Here is a 14,347-nt window from a genome sequence, read left to right as displayed (position 1 = left end):
TTCTGTAATTCGTAACTCTAAATTTATAATTGCGCAAAGCGCAACAACTCGTCATTCGTAACTCCAAACTCGTAATTCAAAAACTCACCCCACAAGCTCTCCCCTATCGAATATGTAACGCGCAATGACATTTCCCTGCTCGTCATAATGTGTCGACGGTCCCTGCGCCTCATAACCGATGTATGTCATTGTTGTCTTCAGATCGCGCGGAACAGGATTGAGATTCCATGTAGAAACGATTGCAGGCTTGCCGTTGGCATGATACTTTGTCCATGTGGCAGTACCTTTCTTGAGGTCGCGCTGCCATTTCCAAACGGGCGTACCGTCCTCATTCCAAAGCATTTCCGTGCCCGTTTTACGCCCGTTGTCGTAAACAGCCTCATGCTGTTTTCTGCCGGACGGATAATAGTCCGTGCACTTTCCGTTTAACAGATAACGCCCTTCGACAGTTGTTCCGCCGATCCATTCAGCCTTTTTCCTGCCGTCGGCATAATGCTCCACGGTCTTCATGCACTTGCCGCTGACAACTGCCGGCGTTATATCCTTCGAGTCACTGTAAATCCATTCCTCGTTAAACTCCAGCTCATATCCCGGTCTTGATGTCGTGGCAAGCACGCATATCGTACCGTCCGGAGCCTGCCGCACGGTGCTGTATCCAAGCGTGGGCAACATTGTCCGCTCACGGTGAGGCAATCCGTATGGCAGTTCTTTGTAGTGCCATGTCTTTCCGTTATCCTTGGATATGGCTACGAAAGGGTTGTAGCTCTTGTTCCACGATGCAGGCGGAGCAATCTTCTTCTTTATAAGATAACCGTCGCTGACCAGCAGAAGGGCGCCCGACTGCAGGCGAATAAGCGACGGACGCTGTGCGCTACCCAGTATGGGGAACGGCGCAGCGGTCTTCTCTTCCCACGTCCTGCCATAGTCACGCGATATGTTCTGAGGTGTCCAGCCCTCGCAACCGGCATTCTTTCCGCCTATGGAAAGCAACGTTCCGCTGTTGTCAAGAGGCACTATCGTAGAATGGCGCGCACTTGTACGTCCGCCCATGTCACGCCACGTAACGCCTCCGTCGCGGCTGCACCACAGCATGCTCTGTGCCCCCTTGGCATCGGTAACCACATATATGCCGCCGTCATTGCCACGGAAAGCATTGGTGACAGGCTGCGCAGTATATTCCTTAAACGCGCCTTCCACCTTCGGTACGTTGAAAGTCCACGTGGCACCGTTATCCTCCGACGTGGCTATGCGGAACGGAACGTAGTCGGACATGTAGCGTCCGCCACCGAAAAACCACAGTTTCCCGCCGTCCTGCCACAGCAGTCCCGACTGGTCGTTGCCGCCGTATGTCTTGAAGAAAAGCTCGGGCATGTCCCATTCCTCGGCTCCGTAGCGGCGCCGGCACTGCACGAACGTGGTGGCTATGTCGTTCTCCGTAAGTCCCTTAGGCGCACTGAAATACACCGCGAGAGCATCCCCATTGGGAAGCATTTCAAACCCCGGAGAGTGATTATGTATGTATACACCATAGTCTATTCCCGTCAGTTCAGCCGTTTCCTTTGCCGTATAACATGGCGGAACGGGCAGAGCATAACGCACACGGAAGAAAGGCACCGTCTCCGCCAGACCGTTCTCCGCCTTTGAAGAGACAGCCGTTTTCGTTCCGGCAACAGCTGTCGCCTCCGTAGTATGGACCGCCTGCTGACTGAAAGGCACAAACTTACGGTTCTCCAACTTAAACTCCACCACTCCCCCCACTGTCTCCGGGAGCCGTCAGACAGGTACCGGGGCTAAAGCCCGAAGCCTCGACACGCAGCGTCTTAACCTGTGCCACACCGGTATGTACACAACCGATGAGCAGCGCAAAAAGCAATAATAAAGATGTTCTCATAATATTTAGTATAAATGTTTTTCATAAAGACGGGCATCGTGTCGCACCCCGACGCGACAACACAATCAAAAATTTTAATTTACAAAAATACTCATTAATATAGCCAAAAATCACAGTATTAATGTTATTTAACGTTTCGGGGGGGGTAAAAATGCCATGTTTCGCTATTTTTGCAATTAAGCAAATACCTATTAACACATATAATATTAAAAATCAAAAACAAGAGAATTATGGGATTTAAAGAAGCAGTAAAAAGCGTATTGTCACAATACGCAACATTCAGCGGTCGCGCACGCCGCTCCGAGTATTGGTTTTTCGCATTGTTCACCGTCCTCGCAGTCATAGCATCAGGCATAGTCGGAGGTATCATCGGCAACATCATCGGTGGAACAGAGACAGCCTTAGTAATAGGCATGGCATTCTATTATCTTGCCGGTCTTGCACTCCTGCTGCCCGGTCTTGCCGTGGCTGTACGCCGCCTTCACGACACCGACCGCAGTGGTTGGTGGATATTTATAGGTCTGGTACCTTTCGTTGGCGGAATAGTACTGCTGATATTCATGATTACCGACAGCAAACCCGACAATCAATATGGACCCAATCCGAAAGACATTAAATGAAGAATGATGAATGAAGAATAAAGAATTTGCTGCCGCGGTTGCCAATTAGGCTAATTGGACTAATAAGGCTAATAAGTCTTATAAGACCTATTAAGTCAACCGCGGCAGCAAATTCTTCATTCTTAACTCTTAATTCTTAATTACCCTCTCCATCCCCTACTCTGCTTTAGGGAAAACTCTTCTACATAATAGGAAAAACCCTTTCTTTATATGACACTTTTATTGTTCCTTTGCAAAAAGAGAACAATAAACACATCATGTCTCACAAATAAAAAGCATACTATTATGAAAAAGATGTTATTCATGCTGGCAACACTGTTCATGATGACAGTTCCGGCAAACGCCATGAGTTACAAGACGGCACGCGCAGAGGCTCTTTTCCTGACGGACAAGATGGCTTATGAGCTGAAGCTGAACGACATGCAGCGCAATGCCATATACGAGATAAACCTCGACTACATGATGTCGTTGAACAATTCCGGCGACATCTACGGATCGTATTGGACACACCGCAACCTCGACATCAGCTATGTTCTGAACAGCTCACAGTACCGTCTGTTCCGCGCAGCCGACTATTTCTTCCGCCCCGTGTACTGGAAATCGGGCTGGAAACACTCCATATACACACGCTACAAAAATCGCTCGCACTTCTACTACGGTCATCCGTCGGGCTACAAGAGCTATAAAGGGGCTCACTGTTGGCACAAGAACGGCAACAAAAGCTGGTATAAAGGCCGTAAATTCGACAACGGGAAACACTTCGGAAACACGGTACGTCCGGGCAACAGGCACCATTCCGCAAACAAAGGAAACAGTTCGCGGAGACACGAAAAGCCGGGCAAAGACATGAAGAAAAAGCACGGAGACGGCAAGGACAAGCACCACAGAAGTGACGGCAAAAGACACTTCGGAAGATAAGCATACGTTTACCGGACATAAAAAAACCGACAGACATACGCAGGTATACAAAACAGAGGGTGTGCCAAAAATAAGAAAAAGTCATTGCAAGGCAGATGATCGCTTATCTTTGGCACACCCTCGTAACAATTATTATAGATCGAAACAAGGAGACAGAGCATGCACCCCATCATGCCTTGTTCCTCCATACAGACGCCCTATCGCAGCATCATCTTCTTCACGAAGCGGCTGCCGTCTTTTGCCACAGCCACCACCACATACACGCCGCGCGACAGTCCTGCCGTGCTTACATACTGCGACATGCGCGATTCTGCCGCCATGCGTCCCTCAACAGAGTACAGACGCAGCGAAGCCATATCACCGTATACTATCAGGGCGTTGTCCGTCTGATACATCTCAAAGTCCCTTACAACGGGCGACACCGTCTCCACACCTGTTACAATGGGGTTTCCGTCTTCGTCAACTTCTATATAAGACTTGATTGTGAGGTCTGTAAGGAACATGTCACCCTTCGTCTCCTTGTTGCACACACGCACCGTCACGGGCTTCTTCTCCATCGTCCCTATCATTGACGCGATGTCCACCGTTGCCGTTCCGGTGCTCATTGTCTTGGTCACGGTCTTGGTCTCCGCGCTGCCCGTATATCCCCATGTCACCTCGAGAGTGCGGTTTCCGGTGCAGTAGATGTTGGACACCATTGCCGCCAGTTCGGGCACGTTGAACTCTATCCAGCCCGTCTTCGGCAGCTTATATGCACCGTATGACGTGCCCGTGCCATACTTCTCGCCCGGTCCGGCAGGATATTCATAAGAGCCGCCGCCCGATATCTTGCCATTGTAGAGCGGCATGACGCCCTGCCCTTCCAGCTGCGATTCGGCGGAAATGTACTGCCCTACCTCCGGCGCAATCACCTCGTCCTGGAACAAGTAGTTGTTTACGAGTATCTTCTCGTCGTAATACTTTCCGTCGCCCGGCGCCACAGTGACATCCTCCACGGTTCCGTCGTTCTCGGGAAAGACAAGGTCGTATGCGTTGTCCGTGCCGCCATACTCGTATGCACCGTAGTCAGGAGCGGTTCCGGCAAAGGGAACGGTGAGCGTCATCGAATAGTCCTGAGGCGCGTTTGCCGAATATTCATACTCTTTCTTGTGGGCGTCCGTGGTAACAAAATCCTTTATCACGGCACCCTTGTCGATGAATTTGCTGCCTGCCTTAAGGCGTGCAAAGCCTGTGGGAAGCATGCCGTTCTCGCCTCTCGGTCCAATGGCGGTGTTGTAATCAAGGTTCTCGAACTCACCGGAATAGTCGGGCCATGCCGACGGCTTGGCATATTTGTTGTATTTGTTGCTTGTCACCTTGTCGGTAGACTCGCGGTCGCTGATTGGCGACAGCCCGTCGATGTCGAGCCAGTTGCAGTTTTTCGAGTCGGGAATTATCGTGAATGTATGATTTCTGTCCGTGGGTGCAAAGCCTATGCAGTTGCGCAGCACCCAGTTGCCATACGTCGGTTCCTCCATGTTGTAACCATAGTTTATGCCGTTCTCGAACGCCGTGTTGTTGATGAGATACGAGCCTTCGAGGTGGTGGTTCTGGTCAAATCCCTTCTTGAGGTTGAACGCCGCCACACAGTTCATGAACACGTGCGCCCCGACAGATGTTCCGCCCTGCTTGCATCCGCCCATTTTGAAGCCGTTGCCATTGCCCTTGTTCACTCCGCTCTTCAACGCCCAGCAGTTCTCTACAAGCACGGGAAAGTTGGTATAGTACAAGTCCCAGGCATCGTCGGAGTTGTTCCATGCGCGGCAGCCGTGAAATTCGTTGCCCGGACCGGGAAAGAGTTTTATCGCAAAACCGTCCGCATCTCCCCCACCCGACCATGTGTCGTAATTGTCATACGAGTCGCAGTTCACAATAATGTTGTACCTTCCGTACAGAAAATTCTGGTTGCGCGTGTTCTCGCCGTTGCTTCCCTTGCCGAAACCTTGCTGCAATCCGGTGTCGCCGCATCCGTGGAACGTACACAGCTCTACCACGCAGAAACTGCCCTCCAGTTTCATTCCGTTGTCGGCGGCGTTGGCAATCTCCAGCCCGCGGTAGTGCCAGTAGTTAGCACCGATGTTGTGCAGAATGCCCCGCGAAGCCTTTGCCGTGGTCTCGTCGGTGTGGTTCTGCCCGCTGAAATCGAACACCGGCTTCTCATTCTCATACGCAAACACGCAGATGCGGTGATCCTTCGTTCCCGAACGGTTCACCTTTATAGTCTGCGACAAGGCATACATTCCGCCGCGCACATAGAGCGTGTCGCCTGCCTCCAGTTTTCCGATGGCGCTCACGGGGTCGCCCATGGGGTTTTCTATACTCCGTCCGTTGCCCGTCCCTCCGGGGGCAAGATACAACTTGCGTGCCTGCGTTACACCACAGCACGCTGCTACAAGGGCACATACCGCTACCCTCTTTGCAAACAAAAAATTTCTCATTTTCCTTTAGATTAGTATCAGTTTGTTCTTTCGAATGTGTAAAATTATAACAATAAATATTTTCTCATGAGTTTTTTAATATATTTAACTATAATTTGATTGAAAGCATCCGCCAAAACAGGAGAAAGCCGATTGAATATTTTCATCGATGTTGCTGCGCCTTCATCTTTTATCACCCTCGTATCCTACTGTGTACCAGCAGTTTGCAAGAGGTGCCCTTTTGGCTTGCGAAAGGCGGCATATTGGAGGCTGAAAGGGCACCTTTTGCAAGCTGAAAGGACACCTCTTGGAAAATGGGGACGAATTTGCGCCGGGTAGGGCTGTACCATGGTGCAGCCGAAGCGACAATGAAGAACAATTCGATGTGATTACGAACGATAAAAGCCATGCGGTTTCGGATGTTCCATGGAACATCCCTACAAAGGCGGTATTCACGTTTTCCGATACGTTACCGGCGGGCATGTATATTGCCAGCGGAAAGGGGTTGGCGGCATGATAAAAACATAAAATCCACGGACCAACGTTAAATCTTTATCGTTTAGTTCACTTACTCGGATTTTTGCTTTATCTTTGCACTAAATAGGCGGCACGCCGGTTGTCACCGGCTACGGCTTTCATGCTATCGTAAACAAAACTGTCTTATATACACTATGCTTATACATCCTTTGTGGACAGACGGATACAGGCTGCTACTGATGCAGCTTTACCTGCGTAAACCCGTGGGTATGAAAGCCATGTATTCAAAAGCCATGGTGAGCCTGAGTATTGAACTGCACATACCGCCGGCGGTGCTTTATGAACAGATGTTCATGCTGAGAAACAGAAAAATGCCGAGCATAGCACGACTGTGGGAAAGGTATGGCGAAAACACTTCACGACTGGCACGGGATGTAAAGAAACTCAGAGGACTGGCAGGGTTCAGCAACGCATCCGAATTTTACAGCGGTGTGGAGACAAACGAGTCGTTTGAGAAAGATTTCCGCATCATAGACAACGACACCGAGCTTACACCGGTGATGCTGATAATGATACTCGACCTGTACTTCCGGCTGACACCCGTGACAATGGTGGAAAGCACGCCCGAAGTGGCGGAACTGGCACGGATGATGAAGATAAAGCCGGGCAGGGTGGTGGAGGTAATGGAGGTGTTCCGCATCTGCGACCCTTATCTCGGCAGAGGAGAGCTTATTGTGACGCACCTGCTGCTGCCGTGCAGGCTGATATGGAACCGCTTCGGCAACGGCGACCCGTCGAAGCTGTCGGCAACGGCGGCACAGCTGAAAGAGTTTTTTGCATGACAAGGAAGCGGAAAAGACACTACTGTCAAGTGATTACTGAAACAACAGGCATAATATGGCGCAGAAACTGATAAACACTCAAAACCTGCAACAGGTACAGACACAGAAGCTCACACAGCAGCAGATGCTCGTGGTGCGCATGCTGGAAATGCCGCTTGCCGAGTTTGAACAGAATGTCATGGCGGAACTGGACGACAATCCGGCTCTGGAAAGCGCATCGCCCGACGACATGATGCCGGCTACCGACAACGGCAATGCCACGGAGGGCGACGATGACGGTTACGAAGACTTTGACAAAGAAAAGGAGCGCGAAGAACGGGAGTCTGCCCTTGACGCAGCCCTTGCAGGCATAGGCATGGACGACGAGATGCCGCCTGCAACGGTGCCGGGAGAGGGTAGGGACGGCAGCGCCGAATACGAAGAGATTGTCTACGGCGACAACATATCGTTCTACGACAGACTGAAAGAGCAGATAATGGACGTGGAACTGGACGGAAAAAGGCGTGACATACTGGAATATCTGATAGGCTCGCTCGACGGTGACGGGCTGTTGCGCAAGGATCTCGACTCTATATGCGACGAACTGGCGATATACCACGGCGTGGACACGTCGGAGGAGGAAATAGGGGAGGTGCTCCGTGTGCTGCAGACATTCGACCCTCCGGGCATCGGCGCACGCGACCTGCGCGAATGCCTACTGTTGCAGATAGGGCGCAGACGGCCGTCGGCAAAGAGGGATATGATGCGGAAAATAGTCGAAGAGTGTTTCGACGACTTCATGAACAAACACCGCAACAGGATAGAACAGCGTCTGGGAGCCGACAGCGAGACGGTGGAGGCGGCATGTGCCGAACTGCTACGGCTGAACCCAAAACCGGGGGCGGCGCTCGGAGAGACCGAGGGACGCAACGTCCAACAGATAACGCCCGACTTTATAGTAGACACCGACGACAACGGCTGCGTGACCTTCACGATAAGCCGAGGACGGGTGCCCGAACTGTATGTGTCGCCCGATTTTACGGAAATGGCACGTACATACCGCGAAAACCGCACATCGATGAACCGGCGGGACAAGGAGGCTCTGCTCTATGCCAAGGAGAAGATGGAACGCGCCAAGGGATTTATCGACGCCGTAAGACAGCGACGACACACGCTCTACGTAACGATGAAGGCGATCATAGAGATACAGAAGAAGTTCTTTCAGGACGGCGACGAGGCGGACCTGAAACCCATGATACTTAAAGACGTGGCAGACCGCACGGGACTCGACATATCCACCATATCGCGCGTAAGCAACATGAAATATGCACAGACACGCTGGGGCACCTTCCTGCTGCGCCACTTTTTCAGCGACGGAATAAAGACCGTCGACGGCGAAGAGATGTCTACAAGAAAGATAAAGGTGACTATGCAGGAGATTATAGACGCCGAAGACAAGAGCCGACCGCTGAGCGACGATGCACTGAAAGTCAGAATGGAAGAGCTGGGATTTCCGGTGGCACGGCGGACGCTGGCAAAATATCGCGAGCAGTTGGGCATACCTGTAGCAAGACTTAGAAAGAAATGAAAGAGAGAAGAATAATACTTACGGCAAAGCTCATAAGCATGCTGTTCACGCCTTTCTATCTTCCGATAGTGGGCTTGCTGGTTCTTTTCACGCTGAGTTATCTCAGTCTGCTGCCACCCATGTACAAGATAATGGTGCTGCTGATGACATGGCTCTTCACCATTTTCATGCCCACAATGCTCATAAGAGCGTACAACAGATATCAGAACTGGCGCCCGTTTGAAATCGGAACGCGCGAAAGGCGCATGATACCTTACGTCATATCCATACTGTGTTACCTGCTTTGTTCATACGTAATGGAAGTCATGCACATACCGCACTTCATGAGAAGAATTATCATCGCGGCACTCGCAATACAGATAATATGCTCCATGATAAACCTTTTTTGGAAGATTTCCACCCACATGGCGGGCATCGGGGGCATGGCGGGCGCGCTCATGGCATTTGCACAGACATTCTCTTTCAACCCCGTATGGTGGCTATGCCTTGTCATCATCGTTGCCGGCGTGCTCGGAACAAGCCGCATGATACTGCGCCAGCACACGCTGCACCAGGTGGTGGGAGGATTTGTCACCGGACTGTTATGTGCCTATTTGGCTATAATAATTTGAAATATCAAAGTTCTCTGAGAGCTCCGAACCCTCAGAGTCCTCATAGTTCTCAGAGAAAAAAATAAACCTAAAAACTCAAAATAATGACCCCACAAGTAAGCATAATCATGGGCAGCACAAGCGATCTGCCCGTAATGGAAAAAGCATTCAAGTTTCTTGACGACATGCAGGTGCCTTTCGAGGTTAACGCCCTTTCAGCACATCGCACGCCGGACGCCGTGGAACGCTTTGCCAAAGGCGCGGCAGGGCGCGGCATAAAGGTTATAATAGCCGGAGCGGGCATGGCTGCGGCACTGCCGGGAGTAATAGCGGCATCGACCACACTGCCCGTGATAGGCGTGCCGATAAAGGGAAGTGTGCTCGACGGCATGGACGCCATGATGAGCATCATACAGATGCCGCCGGGCATACCCGTCGCCACCGTCAGTGTAAACGGAGCCATGAACGCCGCCATACTGGCTGTGCAGATAATGGCGCTGGCAGACAACGAACTTGCAGAAAAGTTCGCCGCATACAAGGCGGGACTGGGCGAGAAGATAGAAAAGGCAAACAAAGAGCTTGCCGAAATAAAGTATCGGTACAAAATTGATTAATCGGTTGAGATGACAGACTTGTTCAACTACAGACGCAGAAAGAGCTGCACGGTCAATGTGGGAACGACTCCGCTTGGCGGGGATAACCCCATAAGGGTGCAGTCGATGACCACCACGCCGACCAACGACACCGCTGCCAGCGTGGCACAGGCGGAACGCATAATAGACGCCGGCGGCGAGTACGTGCGCCTCACCACACAGGGAATACGCGAAGCGGAAAACATGGAGAACATCAGGAGCGGACTGCACGCGGACGGATACACGGCACCGATAGTGGCAGACGTGCACTTCAACCCAAACGTTGCCGATGTCGCGGCGCTGTATGCAGAGAAGGTGAGGATAAATCCGGGCAACTATGTAGACCCGGCACGCACGTTCAAAAGCCTTGAATACACGGACGATGAATATGCCGACGAACTGCGAAAAATAGAGCAGAGGTTCATTCCGTTCTTGAAAATATGCCGCGACAACGGCACGGCAGTGCGCATAGGCGTGAACCACGGTTCGCTGTCCGACCGCATAATGAGCCGCTACGGTGACACGCCCGAGGGCATTGTGGAAAGTTGCATGGAGTTTCTGCGCATCTGCCGGCGCGAGGATTTCAATGATGTGGTAATCTCAATAAAAGCAAGCAACACGGTTGTCATGGTGCGCTCGGTGCGCCTTCTCGTGCACGCAATGGAGCAGGAGGGCATGGACTATCCGCTGCATCTGGGCGTGACGGAGGCAGGCGAAGGCGAGGACGGACGCATAAAGAGTGCCGTGGGCATAGGAGCGTTGCTCGCCGACGGCATCGGCGACACGATAAGGGTGTCGCTGAGCGAGGAACCGGAGGCTGAAATCCCCGTAGCAAAGCATCTCGTGGAGTATATCGCAGGCAGGGCAGGGCACACCGTGATACCCGGCAGCGAGGCTCTGCAGTTCGACTATCTGCACCCCGAACGCCGCAAGACGCGCGCCATAGGAAATATCGGCGGCAACAATGTACCGGTGGTCATCGCGAACGCCAACGGCATAAAGGAGAACATATACACGCAGGGAAAAGGCGAAGAGAGCGGCGACATGATGCCCGACTACGTCTATGTGGGGCAGGAGATGCCGGCGGAAAGGATTGAAGGATTTAAATATATAATGGACTTCGACGCCTTTGCAAGGCTCTGCGGCTCGGCAGACGGTGCTCCGGAGGGCATATATCCCATATTCCCACACAGCGCCATGCCTCTCATCTCGTCGGTAAACGCTCAGCAGAAGTTCCTCGTGCTGCAATACGGCGTGCCCGTAGAGGAATATACGGCGTGTCTGAAGGCTCATCCCGAGGTGGTCGTTGTGTGCATGAGCAGCCACCGCAACAGGCTCGGCGAGCAGCGCGCACTGGTACACGAGATGATGAACCACGGCGTTGAAAACCCCGTAATATTCTGCCAAATGTACAGTCATTCACAAGAGGAGAAGGGCGACTTCCAGCTTGAGGCGGCGGCGGACATGGGCGCACTGATGTTCGACGGGCTTACGGACGGTATATGGCTGATGAACGACGGCACGCTTTCAGCGGCGGACATCGACGCCACGGCTTTCGACATACTCCAGGCGGCACGCCTGCGCACATCGAAAACGGAATACATAAGCTGTCCCGGTTGCGGTCGCACCCTTTACGACCTACGCTCCACCATAGCACGCATAAAGGAGGCCACGAAGCACATGAAAGGCTTGAAAATAGGCATCATGGGCTGCATAGTGAACGGTCCGGGCGAAATGGCGGACGCCGACTACGGATATGTGGGAGCCGGAAGAGGCAAGATATCGTTATACCGCGGAAAGGAATGCGTACTGAAAAACATTCCGGAAGAGGAGGCGGTGGAACGGCTTTTGGAACTCATAAAAAAATGAAGAATAATGAATGAAGAATGAAGAATTTGCTGCCGCTACTATAACATATAAGCCCAATAGGACATATTAGTCTTATTGGGCTTATAATATTTGCCTGTATGATGATTTTTTATTTGTCAGAACAGCGGCAGCAAATTCTTCATTCTTCATTCATCATTCTTCATTTCCCTGTTCTTAATTACTCTTTCCGCCCTTAAAATACACGTTACGCCGAGAACGATGAACGGTATGCTGAGAAGCTGTCCCATATTGAGCGGCATGCCGTATTCGAAGCCCACCTGTATATCCTTTGTGAACTCGATGAAGAAGCGGGCGGTGAAGATGAGCGTCAGGCACAGCCCGAAGAAGAAGCCCGTGCCCACACGATCGGGGCGGCGACGGTAGAGCGCCCAGCCGATGAAGAAGAACACGGCGTAGGCAACAGCCTCGTAGAGCTGTCCGGGGTGGCGAGGCATAAAGTCCACACGCTCGAAGACGAACGCCCAAGGCACGTCGGTGACCTTTCCTATAATCTCGCTGTTCATAAGGTTCCCAAGACGTATGAAGCATGCCGTAAGCGGTGTGGCAATGGCAATGTTGTCGAGAACGCGCCATGCGCCGAGACCTGTGCGGCGGATGTAGAGCCAAAGGGCAGCCATGAGTCCGATAGTGCCGCCGTGGCTTGCCAGCCCTTCATAGCCGGTGAACGTCCAGCCGTCGGCGGTGATGCGTATGGGGAGGAACATCTCCACTATGCCCTGCCAACTGCCAAGGAAATGTCCCGGCTCGTAGAACAGGCAGTGTCCGAGGCGTGCGCCGAACATTATGCCGAAAAAGCAGTATATGATGAGCGGGTCGAACAGCTCTTCTTTTATTCCCTGCTGCCTGTAGAGGCGCTTCACGATGACGTAGGCGAGTGCAAGACCTGCGAGCCAGCACAGCGAATACCAGCGCAAGGCGAGGGGACCTATGCGGAACGCCTCGAAGTCGGGGTTCCATAAAATGTAGCTGAATGTGTTCATTGTTGTTATGGTTTATGGGGCGGGCTATAGAGACTATAGGTTCTATAAAAGCTATAGCAACTATAGAGCCTATAGCATTATCAGACGTTAAAGCGGAAGTGCATGATGTCGCCGTCCTGCACGACATATTCCTTACCTTCGATGCCCATCTTGCCGGCTTCGCGCACGGCTGCCTCGGAACCGTATTGTATGTAGTCGTCGTACTTTATCACTTCGGCGCGTATGAAGCCCTTCTCGAAGTCGGTGTGGATGACGCCGGCGCACTGCGGAGCCTTCCAGCCGCGGCGGTATGTCCACGCCTTGACCTCCATTTCGCCTGCCGTTATGAATGTTTCGAGGTCAAGCAGGGCGTATGCCTTCTTTATGAGGCGGTTCACGCCGCTCTCTTCCAGTCCTAGCTCGTCGAGGAACATCTGCTTGTCTTCGTAGGTCTCGAGCGACGCTATGTCTTCCTCCGTGCGTGCGGCGATGACGAGCACTTCGGCGTTCTCCTCGCGGGCAATATCCTCCACACGTGCACTGTATACGTTACCGCCCTTTGCCCCGGCTTCATCCACGTTGCATACATAGAGCACGGGCTTGGCGGTGAGCAGGAAGAGATCGTGCGCCGCCTTCTGTTCCTCTTTGCTGTCAAACTGCACGGTGCGGGCGTTGCGTCCCTGCTCCAGTGCCTCTTTGTATGCCGTAAGCACGCCTACTTCCACCTTTGCGTCCTTGTTTCCCGCCGCTGCCACTTTCTGCTGCTTAGCCAACCGCGCCTCGATTGTCTCAAGGTCTTTCAGCTGCAGCTCCGTGTCTATGATCTCCTTGTCGCGTATAGGGTCTATGGTGCCGTCTACGTGCGTTATGTTCTCGTCGTCGAAACAGCGCAGCACGTGTATTATGGCGTCCGTCTCGCGTATATTTCCAAGGAACTTGTTGCCCAGTCCCTCGCCCTTGCTGGCTCCTTTCACCAATCCGGCAATGTCCACAATCTCGCACGTTGCGGGTACTATGCGCCCGGGATGCACTATCTCCGCCAGACGCGTAAGTCGCTCATCGGGAACCGTTATCACGCCCACATTAGGCTCTATCGTACAGAACGGAAAGTTTGCCGCCTGCGCCTTTGCGCTCGACAGGCAGTTGAAAAGGGTGGACTTGCCCACGTTGGGAAGTCCCACTATACCACATTTTAATGACATCTTGCTATAAACGTTTATATTAAGTATGTGTGTGAAGATAATGCAAGCCGTGCGCAATGAGACCTGTTTCCGATTGCCGAGGCTGCGCTTATCCCGTGCAAAGGTAATGATTTTAGATTGAAAACCGAATATTTTAACAATTAAAGGAAAATGCAACAAACTAAAAAAAATATCTGTCTTTGAACATATATTGCACAAAAGCACACTATTTTTGCCGTCACGGAACAAAAATCCGTACACAGCGGATTGTTTTCATGATAACCGTACAGTTTAATTAACCTGATAAAAAAACAAAAGAAGCAA

The 14,347-nt window shown here is 51.9% G+C and carries 13 protein-coding genes; 8 read left to right on the top strand and 5 right to left on the bottom strand.

What is annotated here, in order from left to right; translation table 11 throughout:
* Nucleotides 1–84: 84 nt before the first annotated feature.
* Nucleotides 85–1,749 (bottom strand): exo-alpha-sialidase, encoded by a 1,665-nt coding sequence (locus HPS54_RS00160; protein WP_172343479.1) that lies wholly within the window; start codon nt 1,747–1,749, stop codon nt 85–87.
* On the bottom strand, nt 1,736–1,891 hold the full coding sequence (locus HPS54_RS00155; protein ID WP_172343478.1) for a hypothetical protein: 156 nt from the start codon (nt 1,889–1,891) through the stop codon (nt 1,736–1,738). Before HPS54_RS00155 ends, HPS54_RS00160 begins: the two co-directional genes overlap by 14 nt.
* 230 nt (nt 1,892–2,121) lie before the next feature.
* On the opposite strand from HPS54_RS00155, the gene HPS54_RS00150 reads away from it, so the two are divergent.
* The gene (locus HPS54_RS00150; protein WP_172343477.1) at nt 2,122–2,511 is read left to right on the top strand and encodes a DUF805 domain-containing protein; all 390 of its coding nucleotides are present in this window, start codon (nt 2,122–2,124) and stop codon (nt 2,509–2,511) included.
* A gap of 285 nt (nt 2,512–2,796) precedes the next feature.
* The gene (locus HPS54_RS00145; RefSeq protein ID WP_172343476.1) at nt 2,797–3,429 is read left to right on the top strand and encodes a hypothetical protein; all 633 of its coding nucleotides are present in this window, start codon (nt 2,797–2,799) and stop codon (nt 3,427–3,429) included.
* Between the two features lie 197 nt (nt 3,430–3,626).
* Here HPS54_RS00145 and HPS54_RS00140 read toward each other — a convergent pair whose 3' ends face one another.
* Nucleotides 3,627–5,906, bottom strand: a complete 2,280-nt coding sequence (locus tag HPS54_RS00140; protein WP_172343475.1) for a right-handed parallel beta-helix repeat-containing protein — start codon at nt 5,904–5,906, stop codon at nt 3,627–3,629.
* A gap of 286 nt (nt 5,907–6,192) precedes the next feature.
* On the opposite strand from HPS54_RS00140, the gene HPS54_RS00135 reads away from it, so the two are divergent.
* The 6 genes from HPS54_RS00135 (at nt 6,193) to HPS54_RS00110 (ending at nt 11,862) form a co-directional block, all read left to right on the top strand.
* Nucleotides 6,193–6,402: a hypothetical protein gene (locus HPS54_RS00135; protein ID WP_172343474.1), complete on the top strand. Its 210-nt coding sequence runs from the start codon at nt 6,193–6,195 to the stop codon at nt 6,400–6,402.
* Nucleotides 6,403–6,556: 154 nt separating this feature from the next.
* The gene (locus HPS54_RS00130; protein ID WP_172343473.1) at nt 6,557–7,204 is read left to right on the top strand and encodes a hypothetical protein; all 648 of its coding nucleotides are present in this window, start codon (nt 6,557–6,559) and stop codon (nt 7,202–7,204) included.
* A 55-nt stretch (nt 7,205–7,259) separates the two neighbouring features.
* Complete coding sequence (gene rpoN / locus HPS54_RS00125; RefSeq protein WP_172343472.1) at nt 7,260–8,771, top strand: RNA polymerase factor sigma-54; 1,512 nt, start codon at nt 7,260–7,262, stop codon at nt 8,769–8,771.
* Nucleotides 8,768–9,382 (top strand): phosphatase PAP2 family protein, encoded by a 615-nt coding sequence (locus tag HPS54_RS00120; protein WP_172343471.1) that lies wholly within the window; start codon nt 8,768–8,770, stop codon nt 9,380–9,382. The genes rpoN and HPS54_RS00120 overlap by 4 nt, the downstream gene beginning before the upstream one ends.
* A gap of 83 nt (nt 9,383–9,465) precedes the next feature.
* Nucleotides 9,466–9,975 (top strand): 5-(carboxyamino)imidazole ribonucleotide mutase, encoded by a 510-nt coding sequence (gene purE, locus HPS54_RS00115; RefSeq protein ID WP_172343470.1) that lies wholly within the window; start codon nt 9,466–9,468, stop codon nt 9,973–9,975.
* A 9-nt stretch (nt 9,976–9,984) separates the two neighbouring features.
* On the top strand, nt 9,985–11,862 hold the full coding sequence (locus HPS54_RS00110) for a 4-hydroxy-3-methylbut-2-en-1-yl diphosphate synthase (RefSeq protein WP_172343469.1): 1,878 nt from the start codon (nt 9,985–9,987) through the stop codon (nt 11,860–11,862).
* Between the two features lie 146 nt (nt 11,863–12,008).
* Here the strand turns inward: HPS54_RS00110 and lgt are convergent, their stop codons facing one another.
* Nucleotides 12,009–12,863, bottom strand: a complete 855-nt coding sequence (gene lgt, locus HPS54_RS00105) for a prolipoprotein diacylglyceryl transferase (RefSeq protein ID WP_172343468.1) — start codon at nt 12,861–12,863, stop codon at nt 12,009–12,011.
* Nucleotides 12,864–12,943: 80 nt separating this feature from the next.
* Nucleotides 12,944–14,044 carry a redox-regulated ATPase YchF gene (gene ychF / locus HPS54_RS00100; protein ID WP_172343467.1) on the bottom strand — a complete coding sequence of 367 codons (1,101 nt, stop codon included), beginning with the start codon at nt 14,042–14,044 and terminating at the stop codon, nt 12,944–12,946.
* Between the last annotated feature and the right edge of the window lie 303 nt (nt 14,045–14,347).

It is taken from the genome of Xylanibacter caecicola, assembly GCF_013166515.1.
GTDB lineage: Bacteria > Bacteroidota > Bacteroidia > Bacteroidales > Bacteroidaceae > Prevotella > Prevotella caecicola.
The sequence above is the reverse complement of the archived record's forward strand: the minus strand, read 5'-3'. Positions and strand labels throughout refer to the sequence as shown.

What these genes read in the sequence shown, in the direction of transcription:
- ychF (WP_172343467.1), bottom strand. Translation starts at nt 14,044, where the DNA reads ATGTCATTAAAATGTGGTATAGTGGGACTTCCCAACGTGGGCAAGTCC.
- purE (WP_172343470.1), top strand. Translation starts at nt 9,466, where the DNA reads ATGACCCCACAAGTAAGCATAATCATGGGCAGCACAAGCGATCTGCCC.
- HPS54_RS00145 (WP_172343476.1), top strand. Translation starts at nt 2,797, where the DNA reads ATGAAAAAGATGTTATTCATGCTGGCAACACTGTTCATGATGACAGTT.
- rpoN (WP_172343472.1), top strand. Translation starts at nt 7,260, where the DNA reads ATGGCGCAGAAACTGATAAACACTCAAAACCTGCAACAGGTACAGACA.
- HPS54_RS00140 (WP_172343475.1), bottom strand. Translation starts at nt 5,906, where the DNA reads ATGAGAAATTTTTTGTTTGCAAAGAGGGTAGCGGTATGTGCCCTTGTA.
- lgt (WP_172343468.1), bottom strand. Translation starts at nt 12,863, where the DNA reads ATGAACACATTCAGCTACATTTTATGGAACCCCGACTTCGAGGCGTTC.
- HPS54_RS00155 (WP_172343478.1), bottom strand. Translation starts at nt 1,891, where the DNA reads ATGAGAACATCTTTATTATTGCTTTTTGCGCTGCTCATCGGTTGTGTA.
- HPS54_RS00130 (WP_172343473.1), top strand. Translation starts at nt 6,557, where the DNA reads ATGCTTATACATCCTTTGTGGACAGACGGATACAGGCTGCTACTGATG.
- HPS54_RS00110 (WP_172343469.1), top strand. Translation starts at nt 9,985, where the DNA reads ATGACAGACTTGTTCAACTACAGACGCAGAAAGAGCTGCACGGTCAAT.
- HPS54_RS00150 (WP_172343477.1), top strand. Translation starts at nt 2,122, where the DNA reads ATGGGATTTAAAGAAGCAGTAAAAAGCGTATTGTCACAATACGCAACA.
- HPS54_RS00120 (WP_172343471.1), top strand. Translation starts at nt 8,768, where the DNA reads ATGAAAGAGAGAAGAATAATACTTACGGCAAAGCTCATAAGCATGCTG.